Annotated in this window: 13 protein-coding genes; 9 read left to right on the top strand and 4 right to left on the bottom strand. The window is 71.4% G+C overall.

The features are described 5' to 3' along the window. Window positions 1-142: 142 nt before the first annotated feature. Window positions 143-2,725, bottom strand: coding sequence for a serine/threonine-protein kinase (locus tag O0S08_RS11210; protein WP_371879600.1), 2,583 nt, complete (start codon window positions 2,723-2,725; stop codon window positions 143-145). Between O0S08_RS11210 and O0S08_RS11205 the strand changes: the two genes are divergently transcribed. From O0S08_RS11205 to O0S08_RS11195, 3 genes are all read left to right on the top strand, one after another. Beyond that, window positions 2,606-2,860 carry a hypothetical protein gene (locus tag O0S08_RS11205; protein WP_269039072.1) on the top strand — a complete coding sequence of 85 codons (255 nt, stop codon included), beginning with the start codon at window positions 2,606-2,608 and terminating at the stop codon, window positions 2,858-2,860. The two genes, O0S08_RS11210 and O0S08_RS11205, sit on opposite strands and share 120 nt — an antisense overlap. Before the next feature lie 13 nt (window positions 2,861-2,873). Next, window positions 2,874-3,677 (top strand): hypothetical protein, encoded by an 804-nt coding sequence (locus O0S08_RS11200; RefSeq protein WP_269039071.1) that lies wholly within the window; start codon window positions 2,874-2,876, stop codon window positions 3,675-3,677. A 102-nt stretch (window positions 3,678-3,779) separates the two neighbouring features. Continuing rightward, entirely contained in the window at window positions 3,780-4,214 is a 435-nt protein-coding gene (locus O0S08_RS11195) for a hypothetical protein (protein WP_269039070.1), read from the top strand. A 200-nt stretch (window positions 4,215-4,414) separates the two neighbouring features. Here O0S08_RS11195 and O0S08_RS11190 read toward each other — a convergent pair whose 3' ends face one another. Both O0S08_RS11190 and O0S08_RS11185 read right to left on the bottom strand, forming a co-directional pair. After that, complete coding sequence (locus O0S08_RS11190; protein ID WP_269039069.1) at window positions 4,415-4,864, bottom strand: fibronectin type III domain-containing protein; 450 nt, start codon at window positions 4,862-4,864, stop codon at window positions 4,415-4,417. A 23-nt stretch (window positions 4,865-4,887) separates the two neighbouring features. Next, on the bottom strand, window positions 4,888-6,294 hold the full coding sequence (locus O0S08_RS11185) for a multicopper oxidase family protein (RefSeq protein ID WP_269039068.1): 1,407 nt from the start codon (window positions 6,292-6,294) through the stop codon (window positions 4,888-4,890). Window positions 6,295-6,648: 354 nt separating this feature from the next. Between O0S08_RS11185 and O0S08_RS11180 the strand changes: the two genes are divergently transcribed. The 4 genes from O0S08_RS11180 to O0S08_RS11165 all read left to right on the top strand — a co-directional run bounded on the left by O0S08_RS11180 (window position 6,649) and on the right by O0S08_RS11165 (window position 11,157). Further along, window positions 6,649-6,990 carry a hypothetical protein gene (locus O0S08_RS11180; protein ID WP_269039067.1) on the top strand — a complete coding sequence of 114 codons (342 nt, stop codon included), beginning with the start codon at window positions 6,649-6,651 and terminating at the stop codon, window positions 6,988-6,990. A gap of 614 nt (window positions 6,991-7,604) precedes the next feature. Continuing rightward, window positions 7,605-7,988 carry a hypothetical protein gene (locus tag O0S08_RS11175; RefSeq protein ID WP_269039066.1) on the top strand — a complete coding sequence of 128 codons (384 nt, stop codon included), beginning with the start codon at window positions 7,605-7,607 and terminating at the stop codon, window positions 7,986-7,988. A gap of 454 nt (window positions 7,989-8,442) precedes the next feature. Continuing rightward, window positions 8,443-8,976, top strand: coding sequence for a hypothetical protein (locus O0S08_RS11170; RefSeq protein ID WP_269039065.1), 534 nt, complete (start codon window positions 8,443-8,445; stop codon window positions 8,974-8,976). A gap of 720 nt (window positions 8,977-9,696) precedes the next feature. Further along, window positions 9,697-11,157: an SBBP repeat-containing protein gene (locus O0S08_RS11165; RefSeq protein ID WP_269039064.1), complete on the top strand. Its 1,461-nt coding sequence runs from the start codon at window positions 9,697-9,699 to the stop codon at window positions 11,155-11,157. Window positions 11,158-11,327: 170 nt separating this feature from the next. Here O0S08_RS11165 and O0S08_RS11160 read toward each other — a convergent pair whose 3' ends face one another. Then, window positions 11,328-11,669, bottom strand: a complete 342-nt coding sequence (locus O0S08_RS11160; protein ID WP_269039063.1) for a response regulator — start codon at window positions 11,667-11,669, stop codon at window positions 11,328-11,330. A 412-nt stretch (window positions 11,670-12,081) separates the two neighbouring features. On the opposite strand from O0S08_RS11160, the gene O0S08_RS11155 reads away from it, so the two are divergent. Beyond that, a complete protein-coding gene (locus tag O0S08_RS11155) occupies window positions 12,082-15,213 on the top strand; it encodes a serine/threonine-protein kinase (protein WP_269039062.1) in 3,132 nt (1,043 codons plus the stop codon). A 270-nt stretch (window positions 15,214-15,483) separates the two neighbouring features. Further along, window positions 15,484-16,716, top strand: a complete 1,233-nt coding sequence (locus tag O0S08_RS11150; protein WP_269039061.1) for an ADYC domain-containing protein — start codon at window positions 15,484-15,486, stop codon at window positions 16,714-16,716. Window positions 16,717-16,731 lie beyond the last annotated feature (15 nt).

The raw sequence follows: 16,731 nt of genomic DNA, 5'->3' as shown, positions 1-16,731 counted from the left end.
TGAAGTGGGGGGATAGTGACGCGCGGACCGTCGGAGAATCATTGCACTCTATCCGGTACACGCGCTGGTCGCCCGATGCACCGCGGTGATCAAAAATTACATACTCACCAAACACGCATTGTCGTGAGCGCCGCGAACGGCCTCACTTCTTCACCGGGCGCGCGCGCCGGGGGCGATCGTGAGCGGCCAGCCACGCGTCGAGCTCGGCCAGGGATTTGACGGTCCTCGCATCCGCGGCGAGGGCTGGCCGCGCCGCGCGGGCCAGCTCGACCGCGCGGCGCGACTGCCCCAGCTCCCCGAGGACCTTGGCCAGGCTGAACTGCACGTCGGCCAGCAAGGTCGGGTCGCCCGAGGCGCCGCGCGCGAGCGCCTCCGCGAGCGCGGCGTGGGCCGGCTCGAGCTCGCCGCGGGCGTGTTTCACCACGCCGAGCACGAGCAGCGACTCCGTCAGCAGCGGACTGTCTGCGCCGTGGGCCCGCCGCAACACCGAGAGCGCCTGCTGGCAGGCCGAGGCGGCACGGCCCAGCTCCTGCAGCACCCACAACGTCCGGCACCGGGTGAGCTGCGCCTGGGCGCTCTCCGGGTTCTCGACCCCGAGGGACGCCTCGAGGTCGGCCGCGGCCCGGTCGGCTTTTTCGAGCGCGAGCCGGCCGAGGCGCTCGCGCTCGCCGGGTGCGTCGGCCGCCTCGGCCTGGTTGAGGACGCTGTTGGCCCAATCTCTCAAGAAGGCCGCGGTCGTCGGATGGTGCTCCCCGTGCAGCCGGATCGCCATCTCGTGGGCGCGCCGCTGGTAGTCGTCGGCGGCCTCCCACGCGCCCAGCTGCTGCGCGCTCGCGCCGAGGAAGATCAACGTCGCCATGGTCGCATCGTGATCGCCGACCAGCGTCCGATCCCACACTGCGAGGGCGCGCTCGAGCCGGTCGCGCGCCCCGGCGGCGTCGCCCTTGTAGAGCAGTGCCTGCCCCTCGACGCGCCACAGCTCGCCCGCGAGGATCGGCGTCTGCAACCGCTCGACCAGCGGCCGCGCTCGCGCCGCGTAGGCCAGCGCCGCGTCGGGCTCCCAGTACCCGACGCCGACCAACACGACCAGGTTCACCAACACCATCGCCCGGCGAGTGTCATCGCCGGACGCCTCGGCGAGTTCGGCCGCGGCCTCGAACCGGGCCCTCGCGCCCGCGAGATCGCCGGACCTCATGAGCAGCTCGGCCTCGTCGCTCATCGCGGCAGCCTCGAGCGGCAGGTAGCCCACCCGCCGCGCCGTCGCCTCGATCGCACGCACGGACGCCATCGCGGCCTCGAGTTTACCGTCGTCGGCCATGACGGCGGCCTCGCGGAGCTCCAAGCGCGCGCGCGCGACCTCCTCGCGCACCGCCGGATCGGGGCTCGGTAACAGCGAGATCGGTGCATCGGCCGCGCACCGATCCGGCGGCGTGAGGCCGTACGAGAGCCACTCGACCTGCTGCAAGACAGCGCGCTCCGCATCACCCACGGTGGTGAAGAACTGCTCGAGCTCGCCGAATCCCTCCTCGAGACACGCGATCCGGCGCGCCGCGATCGCCCGGTCCTCGCTCGTGTCGCGGCAGAGGTCCGTGCGCATCTCGATCCACCGGCGGGCGTGCTCGTCGAGGCGGGCCTCCAGTCGATCGCTCAGGAGCTCGCCGCGCGCGAGGCCGCTGCGAGCGACCGCCGCGCGCAGCCGCTGCTTCTGCGCGGGGTCCCACAGCCCGTCCATTCGCGCCCGCGGCTCGTCGCACGGATCGACCGCGCCCACCACCTGCGGGTCCGCCGTGCCGGCCAGTGTCCACGCCAGCGCCAGCGCGACGAGGGCCGCGAACGCGAGGAGCCCGGCGACGCGCGGCCACCGGCGCTCGGTCGTCGCCGCGAGCGCGACCACCAGCGCATCCATCGACGGATAGCGATCGGTCGGCCGCTGGGCGAGGCCGCGGCGGACGATCCGCTCGAGCCGGCGTGGGACCCGCCCGAGGCACTCCTTCAAGGTCAGGCAGAACGCGTACTGATCGCTCGCCGCCGTCGGCTCGCCGCCCGCGCGCAGCTCGGGGGCCAGATACGCCGGCGTACCGGCCCGCCCGCTCTCACGGCTCACCGGCCAGACCCGCGCGACCGGATCCGTCATCTCGCGGGCCAGCCCGAAGTCGGTGACCTGCACGCTGCCGTCCTCGCCGACCAGGATGTTGTCCGGCTTGACGTCGCGGTGGAGCACGCCGGCGCGGTGAGAGGCGGCGAGACCGCGGGCCGCGCCCAGGCACAGCGCCACGACCTCGCGCCATTCAGGCCGCTTGCGCGCGCAGTGCTCCCGCAGCGTTCTGCCGCGGACCAGCGCCATCGCCACGAACAGCTCGTCGCCCGACTCCCCGGCGTCGAACACGGTGAGGACGTTCGGGTGCGACAGCCGGGCCATCGCCCGCGCCTCCCGCAGCAGCCGCTCGCGATCGGCCGGGAGGACGTCGAGCGCGTGAATGAGCTTGACCGCGACGTCGCGGTCGAGGACCGGGTCGTGCGCGCGATAGACGAGCCCCATCCCGCCCGAGCCGAGGAGATCGGCGAGGGTGTAACGACCGATCACCACGCCGGTCATGGGGTCTGCATGGCGGTCATCCTCGACCCGAACGCCCACCTGACCCCGCGCCAGCCCGGCGACCAGCACGCGACAATCGGTGCACGCCTCGAGGTGACCGTCCAGGGCGACGCGCTCGGCCGCACCCAGATCACCCTCGAGATACGCCGAGATTGTCTCTTCTTCCGGACAGCCGTCCAACGAGCGCAATGTCGTCGAGGTCGACGCGACGAGTCAACCGCCGCCGAGGCCGCAGTGTTGACCTGCGCGAAGCCGCAGATCTAGGATCGCCACGCCGGTGAACGACCTGGTCGACTTGGTTCTCGAGCAGGCGCGCGTCGCGTGGCCAGGGGCAGCGTGGCAACTCGAGGACGTCGCGCGCCGGCTGGCCAGCGTGGACCCGCAGCTGTGGTCCGAGCCGTCCGCCGCGGACCGCCGCGCCGAGCTCCTGCTCGCCTGGGCCTGCCTGCTCGGCGACCGCGACGCCGTCCGCCACGCCGAGGTCCGCTACATCCGCGACGTGCTGCCGAACCTCCGCGCGCTCGACCTCGCCGGGGCCGAGCTCGACGAGGTCGTCCAGACCTTGCGCGTCGCCCTGTTCATCGGCGCGCCCGGGGGTGAGCCGAAGCTCGCGCGCTACACCGGGCGCGGCGCGCTGGGAGGCTTCGTGCGGACAGTCGCGGTCCGGCTGGCGCTCGATCGCAAGCGCGCCCGGCAACCGCCCGACCTCGGCGAGCTGGCCCGGCGACTCATCACACCGCTGAGCGATCCGGACGTCGACTATCAGAAGGAGCTCTACACCACCCGCTTCACCGAGGCGCTGGAGGCCGCGTGGGCGCGGCTGCCGATGGCCGAGCGGCTGCTCCTCCGCTACCACCTGCTCGATCAGGTCGGCATCGACGAGCTCGCGGTCATCTACCGGATCCATCGCTCGACTGCGGCGCGCCGCTGCGCCTCGGCCCGCCAGCGCCTGGTCGCCGGCACGCGTGCCGAGCTCGGACGCGCCATTGGGGTGAGCACCCGCACGGTCGACAGCATCCTCCGACTGATCGCCACCCGCCTGGACGCCGGCCCCGAGCCGCTCCCCATCGAACCGGCCTGATCGGACCGCGCGCGCGGCCAAATTCTCGCGCGTGTCTTTTTCGCCGCGACCGCGGAGCCCGGGCTCCGTCTGGTCGGCGAACCAGTCCCAAGAGGCCTTTCCATGCGAATCACTTTGCTCTCGTTGCTCGCCCTCTCCTTCATCAGCTCCCTGCCGGCCTGCGGCGACGACGGCGGCGACAGCGACACCAACGCCGACACCGACAGCGGCAACGGCAACGGCGGCGGCTGCGACGGCGACATCACCGACTGCCCCCTCGCCGAGCTCTCGGAGGAGCAGCAGGCCACCTACTGCGACACGCTCCTGGCCGCGATCGACGACGAACCCGGCACGCAGTACACGTGCGACGCCGACGGCACGTACCTGACGGTGAACACGGCCGAGGCATGCCGCGCCAACGAGGTCTCTGCCGATTGTCCGATCACCGTCGGCGATCTCATCGACTGCTACAAGGCGGCCAAGGTCGACGCCTGCGGCGCCTTCGCCGAGGACGGCGCCTGCGGCCCCGTGTTCAGCCAGAGTGGGTCCTGCGTCTGATCGCTCGCGGCGCAACGGCGCGACGAAAGCGACGATCCGCCGCCACGTGATCGTCCGGGCGGTCCCGTCGACGTCGTCCTCGACGTCGGCGGACGCCTGCTACCGAGCCTCGTACGGGCGATGATCCTCGGTGTGCGGCGAGCCGCCGACGTCGCCGCGACAAAATCGTCACCTCGAAGTCGCGCGCACCCGGTTCCCGATCAAGGCACCAGGATCGTCACCTCGTTCGAGCTCGACTCGCCGGCGGCGTTCACCGCCTGGACGCGGTACACGTACTCCGTGCCCGCAGTCACCGCGAGGTCGTGATACGTCGAGGTGTCGAAGGGCAGCTCGATCACCGGCGAGAACTCGGCCTCGCTCGCCGCCCTGCGCTCGAGCACGAAGTTGTCCTCGTCGTCCGACGCGTCCTTCCACGTCAGGTGCACCCCGCCCTCGAGGATGCTCGCCGCGAGCTCCGTCGGCGCGGCCGGTGGTTCGGTCGCGGCGCCCGTCGTCGGGGCCGCCGTCGCCGACGTGGTCGAGTCGTCGGTCCCGCCGCCGTGCGAGGCTGCGTGCGTCTCGCCGTCGGTGGTGCCGCCGTCATGACCGCCGCAGGCGGCGAGGCCGGTGGAGAATACGAATATCGAGAGTCGTCGGATCCATCGTCGCATGGTCTGCTCGCATCATCCTGTCGCTACTTTGTCGCGCCCACGCGGAGCACGCCCATCATCCCGCGCTCCGCGTGTTCGAGGATGTGACAGTGGTACATCCACGTGCCGGGGTTGTCGAAGCGGGCCGCGATCCGCACGGTCGCGTCGCGCGGCACGTTGACCGTGTCTTTCCAGCCGAGGTGCGGCTGATCGAGGACCTGAAAGAACACCCCGTGCACGTGGAACGGGTGGTCCATCTCCGCGCCGTTCTCGATCTCCCAGATCTCGAGCGCCTCCGCCCCGATCGCCAGCGGCGTCACCGCGGGGTACTGCTCGTCGTTGATGGAGAAGCGCGGCTCGTCGGCGGGGCCCGCTGCGGCCTGCTCGCCGAGGCGGATCGACCGGCGCGGCGTGGCGTCGGTGATCGGCAGCGCCGCGACCTCGCCCCAGCGCGTCGGCAACGCCGGCGCCGGCGCCTTCACCGGGGCCTGCAACGCGAATGTCGCCAGTCGTCGCGGCCCGGGATCGGGCAGGTCGTGCCCGCGATCGTAATGGCGCGTCTGCAGCTCGATCGCGTCCCCGGCCGCGCCGCCGAGCTCGACCAATACGTCGTAGCGCTCGCCCGGCGCGATCACCAGCGCTTCGACCTCGTAGGGGCGCGCGAGCAGACCGCCGTCCCAGCCGATCACCCGCAGGCTGCGGCCCGCCAGCGCGACGTTGAAGAACGTCCCGTTGGCGGTGTTGAGCAGGCGCCAGCGCTCGCGCGCCCCGGCCCGGGCCTCCACGCGGGGCTGGGACTCGCCGTTGACGAGCAGCACGTTGCCCTGCCGACCGACCATCAGGTCGAGCGAGGTGATCGTCGGGGACAACAGGCCGCTCGACTCGAGCTTGACGTCGTCGAGGACCAGCACGCGCTCCGCGTCGACCGGCACCTCGTCCGCCCCGCGGACCACGATCGGCGCGTACAGGCCGCGCTCGATCTGCGCGTCGGCCTCGACGTGCGGGTGAAACCAGAACAGCCCCGCGTCGGTGAGCGTGAACTCGTAGGTGAAGCCCTCGCCCGGCGCCACCGGCGTCTGCGACACGTTGCTCCCGTCGTGCCGGGCCGGCACCTTGAGCCCGTGCCAGTGCACCGTCGTCGGCTCGGGCAACTCGTTGCGAAAGTGCACTGTGACGCGGTCGCCGAGCTTGCCGAGCAACATCGGCCCGGGCACCCGCGCCGCGGCGTCCTCGGCGTTGCCGTCGCGGTAGGCCCACACCTCCGCGGGCTTGCCCGGCAAGAACGCCCAGCTCGCCGGCGCCGCGATCACGCTCACCTCGATCGCGTCGGGATCGGGATCGACGTCGACGAGCGGCACGGCGCCGAGCGGCGCGACGAGCCCGTCCTCGGCGCCCTCACGACAGGCGAGCAGCAGGATCACGATCGGCAGCGCCACGGGAGCTCGTCGCATGCGCGCCGCCCTCAGCACGAGGCGTGCCAAACCGCCGAGCCTCGTGGTGCTCGTGATCTCGCACCCGCCCGCGAGCAACGATGGCCTCGCTCGCGAATATTCTTGAAGAACCTGAGACTATTGTGAGGCGCCGCCCCGGCAGCGCGCATGCGCCGAGCGCCGCGAGCCCTGCTGGCGGATCCCCGTGAAGTCGTCTCGCCGTCTCGCGAGGTCACGGCCCGGAGTCGCGAAGCACCGCTCGATGCCCCCGCGGGCCGCAGCGCGTGGCGAACCCGTCCGTGCTCGCCCACGAGCCGTGGGTTTGCGCACCCTCGAAGGCCCGCACCCGGTCGCGGCGGCGACGATCATCGGCTCGTGGCAGAGCAACGAGAGGAGCCGACAGTCCCAGGTCTGTTCGCTCACCTCATCGTCTACGCGGTCACCTTCGGCCTCGTCCTCTGCGCGGTGCTCGGGTACCTCAACCACCGCTTCCACCTCGACCTGGCGGTCTCGGTCCGCAGCGCGGCGCCGATCCGGGTCCCCGACCTCGACGGCGCGTACGCCCTGACCCTCCTCGGCAAGGCCGCCGGGGTGTGGGCCCTGTGGAAGCTCGGCTGCCTCGTCGTGCCGCGGCTGTCGAGGTTCGGCCGCTGGCCCCCGCGGCTCGCCGTCGCCGCCGCCGTCGTCTACCTGGACATCCTCGTCCTCCGACTGTGAAGCGGGCCTGGACATGTCCCGTGGGACATGCGCCGATCGACCGCACCTCCTGGCGACCTCGTCCCTTGCCTGCGCCGCGACAATGGACATGTCCCGTTGGACATGCGCCGATCGACCGCACCTCGTCGGCGCCTCGTGCCGACGACTTCGTGCTGGGGTTCCAGCAAGAAGCCGATGCGGTCCGGCCGTGGACGACCGCTTCCCTTCTTCGAGAGCCGCACGATCCTCTTGTCCGCGATACGGTGCTCGATGAACTTCACCATTCACGTGTGATCGATGGCGTCGAAGAACCCGCGGATGTCCACCGTCGCCGGTCGATCGCCGGGTGTCGGCGCGGGTAGTCCCGACGAGGCCGGCGTCCGTGTCGCCCTCCTGAGTCGTCGTTCTCCGGCAGCCGCAGGCAGGACGCGCTGGCTTGTCGAGCCACGGCGCACGTCGCCACTTGCTATCGTGCATCTGCACGACGAGGACGATGCAGGCAAAGCGGGCGAGCAGTCGATGGATTGGATGCTCGGCCGGTCGCCATGGACTACCCCACGATCGTACTTCGGCTCGCTTTGCGCGATCGCGGATTGGCGTATGATCAAGCCTGGATGTGACCCAAGGAGTTCGTCATGCTGAATGAGATCTTGTTCGCCCTGCCCGTCCTCTCTTTCGCGGCGCAGCCCGACGCGCCCGACATGTCGATCGCGGACAGCGAGGTGCTGGCTCCCCGCAGCTGCGACCCGAACGAAGACTGCAGCGTTTGTTTCGAGTACCCGTGCCCGACCTGGGACGATCCTGGCAGGATGTGCGAAGAGTGTCCGAACGATCCCGTCTGCTTGGTCAGGGTCGAGGCCTGCAAGGCTGCGATCCTGGATTGTGTCACCGCCACCATTGGCGCGGTGTCGGCCGAGTGTGCGGTCTGCATTTACTCCGTCGGATGGGGCACTGCCCTCATCGGCTGTACGCCCTTCTGCGGCGATGCGATCGAGGCCGCAGCGCAGAATTGCATCTGACCGGCCCGTGACGCCTCGCGGGGCGACCTCACAGGCAACACAGGTCCGCAGTCTCGGCCGGAATCGAGGGGGTGCATGACATCCTGGGCCGGAGCGAACCACTCTCCGCCCGGCGCAAACCGCAGGTGCAGGCTCATGATGTCGGGTATCCCCTGACATTCGTGGCGCTGTCTCTCCGCAGCTCGCGCTGGATCACCCGCTCCGCCTCGTCGGCGAGGTCGTGCGTCCTGGGCTTCACCGCAGCTTGCGCGGCCTGTCCCGCCCTGGGTGGGGTAGAGACGGGCGATTTCTCGGGGGGCTGCTCAGCGAGGTCTCGCGTGGGGGGTGAGAACGGCTCGCTCAAGAAGCAAGTCGGCGAGGCATACGACAATGAGAGGCGTCGAGTCAGCATCCAGTGAGCCTTCCATTTCCGCTGGCTCTGGACAGCACCGGAGCCGTGAGAGAGTGTCTCGGCATGCTTCCCCCCATCAGCGCGGAAGAGCGCCGCGTCCTCGCGGCGAGGGCCGCGGTGCTCGTGCTCGGCGTCGTGGTCTCCTGGCCGATCCTGGGAGGGCTCGCGGCCGGACTCGAGTACGCGCTCTTCGACGTGCCCCGCGGCGTCATTCCCTCCTTCACGGTCCGCGCCACCCTGTCGGTGGGCACGACGCTCCTCGAGCTCGTCGTGCTGCTCCTGGTCGTGCACCTCGCGTCCCGCGAACCACGCGCGGAGCCTCGTCCCCTGTCGGTGCTCGGGTGGATCGCCCTCGCGGTGTTCGTCGGAGCGTCCGTGGGGGGCTCCCTGGCGTGCATCTGGCTCCCGGCCAGGGTCGCTCAGGCGATCGACACCCTCGGCGTGGAGCGACTCGGCGCGTGGGTTCAGGAGACCACCGAATTGACGCTCCTCCAGTTCAAGCTGCATGGTGCGGCCGTCCTCGCGGGGTTCGTCTACGCGGTCGTTCGCTGGCAGTCCGCGGTGCGACGATCGGCTGTCGGCCGATCACGACGATGATCCGGGCCCTCCACTTCTCCTTGCCGCGCCGCCGACCATGAGACCCTCCCCTGGGCTGACGCTCGACGGAGATCACGGACACACTCATGAGCTGGAGCTGTCGCCGTCGGCATGGAGCGTACCGGTCCGGGAGCGGACCCGTGCCCCGGGGAACGCCGGCAGCGGCGTGCCAGGACAGGTCGCGAAAAACATGTCTTCGAGTGCTGGGAATCCGGGGAGGAAGAAACACCGCCGCGGCCGACATGTCGCCCTCGGGTCCACGCGACTCCGACGCCGACTCGGCGGGCGGCCGCGGCGAGATCTCGGGGCATTACCGTCGTCGAGCCTTCTGCTTGGCCGTCGGCGCCCGACGATCCGTCGGGGCTGACCTGGGTGTTCATATTGAGGGCGCTCCGGGTGGCAATCTTGCGCACGGTCTCGGCGGGGGCGGGACATGGGGCGAATGACGGCGCCTCTCCTTCACGGCCCGCGCGCTTCGTCGAACACACGTAAGGCGAATCACAATCGTTGTCGTCTGCGGTGAATTCGCATAGGAGAATACGAGCGCGGTCATGCACCCGCGCAGCGCGTGAGGCGCGGGCAAAATCGGCTTGACAACATCACGCCGCGCCCTCACTACTTGTCGGGTGAACGAATCGACTCGGCGGTTGTGCCGATCGATCTTCGCAGACGTTTTCGTGGAGACATTTTGTGACTCGGAGCATGGATAAAGGATGGGGTATGGGGCGGTTCTTTGTGGTTGTGGGCAGCGCGGCGGCCGCGCTGGGCGCCGGCGCCCCGCAGGCCCTCGCGGTGCCCTCGCATGATTTCGGCACGTATTACGGCGGAGGGGCCGACGAATACGCGTCCGACGTCGATTTCAACGCCAGCGGCCTCGCGGACGTGGTCGGCGGGACGGAGTCGTTCCCCGGAATCGCCACCCCGGGTTCGCATCGTGACACCCCGGTCGGCAGCCAGGAGGGCTTCATCTCCCAGTGGCGGCCGGACGGCACGCTGTCCTGGGCCACCTACTACGGCGGGAACGGGTTCGACCAGTTCTGGGCGCTCGTTCACAACGACGACGAGGACATCTTCGCCGTCGGCGAGACCACCTCGCCCGACGGGACGAACTGGGTCGCCACGCTCGGGGCCGATCAGACCGCGCTCCAGGGGGCGCGAGACGCGATGCTGGTCCGATTCACTTCGACCGGCGGTCGCACCTGGGGCACCTTCCTCGGCGGGAACAACGAGGATTGGGGCTATGGCATCTGCATCGGGCCCACCGGCAACCTCTTCATCGTCGGCATGACGACGTCGACCACGGGCCTCGACGACACCATGGTGCACGACCACTCCCTCAATAACCTGGTCTCCGACGGGTTCGTCGCCAAGGTGTCGTCCACCGGGACGGTGCAGTGGGCGACCTACATCGGCGGCAGCGACGGCCGGACCGAGGCGCGGGACTGCGAGGTCGACGCGTCCGACAACGTCTACGTCGTCGGGTACACCGAGGCTTCGACGGGCGACGTGGGGATCCCCAGCCTGGTGTCGGCGGACGCCACCTACGGCGGCAGCGGCGACGCGTTCATCGTCAAGTTCAACACGAGCGGCGTCCGGCAGTGGGGGCGCTACTACGGCGGCACCGGGCCCGATTGGGCCGAGGCGATCGACATCAACGACGAGGGCGATCTCCTCGTGGCGGGGTGGACCGAGTCCGCCACCGACATCGCCAACATCGTCGACACCACGATCTCCGGCCGCGACGCGTTCGTGGCCAAGTTCCTCCCCTCGACCGGCGCGCGCCGATGGGCCCGCTACTGGGGCGCCGATTCCCAGGAGGAATTCGACGACATCGAGGTCGTCGGCTCGACCCTGCACCTGAGCGGCTGGACCGGCAGCAGCAGCGGCATCGCCACCGTCGACGCCTTCCAGCCCACGTTCGGCGGCGGCCTCGGCACGACCGACGCGGTCTTCGTGATCATGAACGACAGCGCCAGCGTCACGTACGCCACGTACATCGGCGGCGACCACGGAGAGAACGGGATGGGTGTCGCCGCGGAGGTCGGTAACGCCGCCGTCTCGGGCTACACCCGCGGCTCGTTGTCGGGGGTCGCAACGCCGGGCGCCCATGACACCTCGTGGAACGGCGGCACCCTGATCAACCCGTTCGACGCCATGGTCCAGTGGATCGGTTCGCTGTGATCGGCCGCGCCGGCCGCGAATAGCGAGCGTCGCCGCTCTTGCGACGCTCGAGCGGTTGGTACCACTGTCACCTCGGAGCTGCGAGCCGCTGCACCTTCCGTGTGCTGGGGCTCGCAGCGTGCCGCAGCCTCCGCGCCGCTCGCCGGCGGGAGGCGGCCATTCGCGGAGCCTCACCGCCCGATCGAAGCGAGCACGACGCCGATCTCGTGGAACCGCCCCTTGGGGCAGCGAGCGAGCGCGCCTGCTCGCTCCAGCGCCTCGTTGCCGGCCTCGTGGGACGACACCGCGATCGCTACGCTCGGGATGCCGCGCTCGCGCGCGTACGCCAGGACCTCGGGGCCGCTGCCGTCGGGCAGGTCGTGATCGACGAGCAGCACGTCGTAGGCCTCGGCCGCCAGCAGCGCCCTGGCCTCCGCGACCCCGGCGGCGAGCGTGACCTCGTGCTCGGCGAGGAACTGCCCCGTGACGGTGCGCGCGAATTCCAGGTGATCCTCGACGAACAGGATGCGCATCCCGGGTTCCGCGAGGATAGCACCGAACCGCCGCGGACGACGGCGTCCGGTTGCGCCTCATGTCTCGACCAGACCCCGACCGCTCGCGGCGACATGACTTTTTGAACATGTCCGAACAGGCAACCTCGATCGAGCGCCGATCTCCGCCGAACACACTCTCAGCGCCGAGATTTCCGGCCCGCCGCGCAACCGCTCGCGCGGCGGCGGCCGCGTCCTCGCGACGGCCTCGCGGCCCGACACCGCCCATTCACCGCGCCGGCCTCATCCGTGCCCCGCGGGTTCGAGCCCGCCGAGCGCCGCGCGACGCACCTTTTCCGACCTCGCGTACCTGCATGCGGACAGGGTCCGCCTTCGCAATCACGGGCCAAGTAAAACCGCCGGCCGTCGGCGGCCCCGATATACTACCTCGCTGGTGGAGGACCGGGCCTACGCCGAGACGCTCGCGCTGACGCGCACCGCGGTCGCCGACGATCGGGTGGTGCCGGCGCCGCTCGACCCCGACGCCCCGCTCGAGCCCGGGCAGCTGCTCGGCCGCTACATCATCCTCGAGCGGCTGGGCGCCGGCGGCATGGGCGTCGTCTACGCCGCCTTCGACCCCGGCCTCGACCGCAAGGTGGCGATCAAGCTGCTCGACCGGCCCGAGAGCGCGCCCGAGGGCGACACCCACGGCCCGGGCGCCCGCCTGCGGCGCGAGGCCAAGGCGCTGGCCCGGCTCGCCCACCCCAACGTGGTCGCCGTCCACGACGCCGGCGAGGTCGACGGCCGGGTGTACGTCGCCATGGAGTTCGTCCCGGGCGTCACCCTGCGCCATTACCTGGCCGAACGGAGGCTCCACTGGCGCGACGTCCTGGCGCTGTTCGTCGCCGCCGGCCGCGGCCTGCAGGCGGCCCACGCGGCCGGCCTGGTCCACCGCGACTTCAAGCCGGAGAACGTCCTGGTCGGCGACGACGGCCGCGTGCGCGTGCTCGACTTCGGCCTGGCGCGCGCCAGCGAGGCCGAAGAGTCAGGTCCTCATGGACATGTCCCAAAAGCCAGCGACGCTTCGGCCTGGGCCTCCGGCCTGCGCGAGCGCCTCCTCGAGGCCTCGAGCGCGCGCAACCCCAAGATCGACGTCACCCCGCCGCCGTGGGCCTCCGGCCTGCGCGAGCGCCTCCTCGAGGCCCAGGGCGCGCGCAACCCGAAGCTCGGCGTCACCCCGCCGCCGTTCGATCTGCGCGAGGCGCCGCCCGGAGCCGCGAGCATGCACACCCCGGACGCCGTCGCCGACACCCCGCCGGCGTGGGCCTCCGGCCTGCGCGAGCGCCTCCCGCTCGAGGCCTCCGGCCTGCGCGAGCGCCTGCCCCCCGAGGCCTCGGGCGCCGCCTTCGACATCGGCTCGCTGGTCAGCGTCGACAGCCGCCTGACCCGCGTCGGCGCCCTGGTCGGCACGCCGGCGTACATGGCTCCGGAGCAGTTCATGGGCCTGCCGACCAGCCCGCGCAGCGACCAGTTCAGCTTCTGCGTCGCCCTGTGGGAGGCGGTCCACGGCGTCCACCCGTTCGGCGACGGCGGGGCGATGGCGCTGCTGCAGGCGATCTCCCGCGGCAAGCTGCGACCTGTCCCGCGGGACAGACGCACGCCCGCCTGGCTGCCGCGCACGCTGGCCCGCGGCCTCAGCGTCGACCCGCGCGCCCGCTGGCCCGACGTCGGCGCCCTGCTCGACGTGCTCGAGCGCCGGGCCCTGCGCTCGCGGCGGGCCCGGGCCGCCGGCGTCGCCGGGCTCGCGCTCGGCCTGCTCCTCGGGACAGGTCTCTGGGGCTATGCCCGATCGGGCAGCCAGGACGAAGTCTGCCGCGGCGGCGCCCTGGCCCTCCACGGCGCGTGGGACCCGACCCGCCGCGCCCAGGTCCACGCGGCCCTGCTCGCCACCGGCCGCGCCCACGCCCGCGCCACCGCCGACCGCGTGGTCGCCACCCTCGACACCTGGGCCGTCGCCTGGCTGGCCGGCCACGCCGACGCCTGCCGGGCCACCCACCTGCGCCACGAGCAGTCGCTGGCGCTGCTCGAGCTGCGCATGACCTGCCTCGACGAGCGCCGGCGCGAGCTCGCGGCCCTCACCGACCTGCTCGTTCGGACAGGTCCCGACGTCGTCGACCGCGCCGTCCAGGCGGCCGCCGCCCTCACCCCGGCGCAGCGCTGCGCCGACCCGGCCGTCCTGACCGCCCCGGCCGCCCTGCCCGACGACCCCGCCGCGCCGGCGCAGATCGACGCGGTCCGCCAGCAGGTCGCCGGCGCCAAGGCGTTGCTCGACGCCGGCCGCCTGCAAGACGGCCTCGCCCGCGCCGAGGAGGCCGCCGCCGCCGCCGCCCGCGTCGGCTACCCCCCGCTGGACGCCGAGGCGGGCTACATCCTCGGCCTGCTGCAGAACCGGGCCAAGGACCCGCGCGCCGCCGAGGCCACCCTGACCCGCGCCGCCCTCGCCGCAGTCGCCGGCAAGCTCGACGAGCTGGCCGCGCGCGCCATGGTCGAGCTGATCGCCTGCGTCGGCGTCTACCAGACCGCCACCGCCGAGGCCCTGCGCTGGTCCGAGCTCGCCGCCGCCATGGTCCAAAGGCTAGGTCCCGAAGGACATGTCCTCGAGGCCAAGCGGCTCGGCCACACCGGCATCGTTCGCCAGATCCGCGGCGAGTTCGCGGCCGCCCGCGAGCTCCACGAGCGCGCCCTGGCCCTGCTCGACCGCCCCGAGCGGCCCGACCCGCCGGCGCTGATCGGCACCCTCAGCAACCTCGGCAACACCCTCGGCGAGCTCGGCCTGCGCGCCGAGGCCGAGGCCAGCCACCGGCGCGCGGTCGCCCTCGCCGAGGAGTTCTTCGGCCCCGACCACCCGCAGACCGCCGTGCTCACCGGCAACCTCGCGGCCGCCCTGGCCGACCCCGGCCGCGACGAGGACGCCGCGGCGCTGCACGCCCGCACCCTGGCGATCAAGGAGCGCGCGTTCGGCCCGGACCACCTCTCGGTCGCCGCCACGCTCCGCAGCATCGCCCAGATCCGCCTGCGCCAGGGCGCGCTCGGCGAGGCCCAGGCGATCCTCCGCCGCGCCCTGGCGATCCGCGAGCGCATGCTCGGACCGACCCACCCCGAGCTGGCCGACCTGCTGCACGACCTCGGCGAGGTCGCCCGCCGCGAGCGCCGCTTCGCCGCCGCCCAGGCGACCTTCCGCCGCGCCCTGGCGATCGCCGAGCCCGGCGGCGACGGCCACCCGCGGGTCCAGCCGCTGCTGCTCGGCCTCGGCCGCACCGCCCTCGACGCCGGCGACCCCGCGGCCGCCCGCGAACCGCTGCGCCGCGCCCTCGCGGCCGAGCCGAAGGACCACGCCCCCGCCCGCCCCGAGGTGTCCGCCCGCCTGCGCCTGGCCCTCGCCGAGGCGCTGTGGCCCGAACCGCCTGCCCGCGCCGAGGCCCACGCTTTGGTCGAAGAGGCCCGCGCCCTGCTCGGCCCCGGCGACGCCTTCGCCCCGCTCCGCGGCGAACTCGACGCATGGCTCTCGGGACATGTCCTGAAGTAATCATCGGCCATCGGCGACGATCATCGCGCCGACCTCTCGCTGCGCGCCTCTGCGCCTGTCATCCGCCGTGCAGCAGACAGGCCCGGCGGACCCCTATACGAATCGTCGGAACCGCCCTCACGACGCCCGAATCGACGTCTCTTTCGGGTCCGGAGAAATTGTTGAGCCTCGCGGATACACTCGCCCGACGGCAGGTGGGCGCGCCGGCGTTCGGCCAGTCACGTGTTCGCTCGACGCACCTTCTCACAGACCATTTCGAGACCACGAACCATGCGTACACTCACCAATACCTTACTCGCCATCAACACCGTGCTCGCCCTCAACGCCGGCGCCTGCGCGGGCCTCTCTGCCGACTCCGACGGCTTCGGGCAAGCGGACGACGACTCGATCGACTTTCGCGACACCGGCGACTACGTATGCCCGGGAGACATTCGTTGCCTCGAGAACTCGCCCTGGATCGGCGAGCCCTGGGTCGGCGGCTACGCCTTCTCGAACATCCCCTGGTACGCGAACAACCCCAAGCCCGACCCCTACGGCCACGCGACCTTCGAGATGACCGCCGCGAAGAAGGTCATCGACGACGTGGAGAAGGACGTCACGCTCGTCGTCGGCGACGAAGGGCTGCTGAAGGCGCGGCGGACGGACAACCTGCAACAGGTGAGCGTCACCGGTACCACGTTTAGGTTCACCATCGACCCCACCGACGGCGACCCGAGCAGCACCGCGCAGGTCGTCATCAAGAGCGAGACGACGCCGAGCTCGGGCACGTACTTCGACGTGCCGCGATACGAGATCCTCACGGACCTCGTCCCGGACGACACCGACACCTTCCCCGAGGATCCGCAGCGCCCGGGCTGGTATCACGTCTGCCCGCAGGTGAACGGCGCGAACAAGGCGATCGTGCTCAAGCACGTGCTCCTCCAGCACGACGACAACATGGCCGCGCTGTCGAGCGACGATCAGACCGTGGTGCTGGCCTGCGAGCGGCAAGCGCTCGCCAAGGGCGCCACGAACCTGGAGGTCCTGCCGAACTCGGGGTCGAACATCGCTCACGACGGCGCCACGGTGAGCCGAAATTACGGTATCAGCAACTACAACGCCCTGATCAACGCGTACAGGGCGTTCTACTCCGGTGACGCGAGGACGCTCGAGGGGACGCAGGTCTTCTTCAAGGACGTGGCGAACAGCCCGCCGCTGTTCGACCAGGTCGACCCGGGCTACCTCCCGCCGAACTCGCTCCTCGGGTACTACGACTTCTTCCTCGAGTCGGTCTATGAGGGCACGTCCGGCGCGGCATGCAGAGCGTACACCGCCGCATTTCCCCTCGGCGTCCATCGCAACGCCTCCTACTCGCCACCCGGCCTCGTGTTCGCCCCTCCGGCCCATGACGCCTGGGACGCCATGGACAATTGCGACGACAGCACCCACGACCTCGCAGATCACGGCTCGGTCGCCGCGTACGTGATCGAGTTCGTCGCCACGAACGTCGACGACGGCTCCTAGAACGCGAGCACCGTG

This window comes from Nannocystis punicea, from assembly GCF_026965555.1.
In the GTDB taxonomy this organism is placed as follows: Bacteria; Myxococcota_A; Polyangia; order Nannocystales; family Nannocystaceae; genus Nannocystis; species Nannocystis punicea.
Note: the sequence above shows the minus strand (reverse complement) of the source record. Positions and strands in the feature narration are given on the sequence as shown.